The following is a 290-nucleotide window of genomic DNA, read 5'->3' as shown; positions in this document are numbered from 1 at the left end:
CCAACTTATCGATCAGGCCTTACGATCAACGGATGATATGATCAAAGCAAATGTTTGGCATCTTTATAAAGAGTGGATTCGTAGTGATGATGTTTCACCTATATTTATAGAAACTGAAGATAATTTAAGAACCTTTAACACGAATGAATTAACACGAAACGATAATATCTTTATCCTGTTCTCCTCAGTCGATGATGGGCCAGTTATGGTGGTAAGCTCCCAGCGCTTACATGATATGTTGAATCCTACAAAAGATACCAATTGGAATTCCACGTATATCTACAAATCCA

Annotated in this window: 1 protein-coding gene; it reads left to right on the top strand. The window is 36.6% G+C overall.

Annotated features, from left to right (window positions below):
- The coding region (locus FN960_RS23855; RefSeq protein WP_221936845.1) for a hypothetical protein at nucleotides 1–290 on the top strand (290 nt) is incomplete at both ends.

This window comes from Alkalicoccobacillus porphyridii (genome assembly GCF_007293315.1).
GTDB classification, from domain to species: Bacteria; Bacillota; Bacilli; order Bacillales; family Bacillaceae_D; genus Alkalicoccobacillus; species Alkalicoccobacillus porphyridii.
Note: the sequence above shows the minus strand (reverse complement) of the source record. Positions and strands in the feature narration are given on the sequence as shown.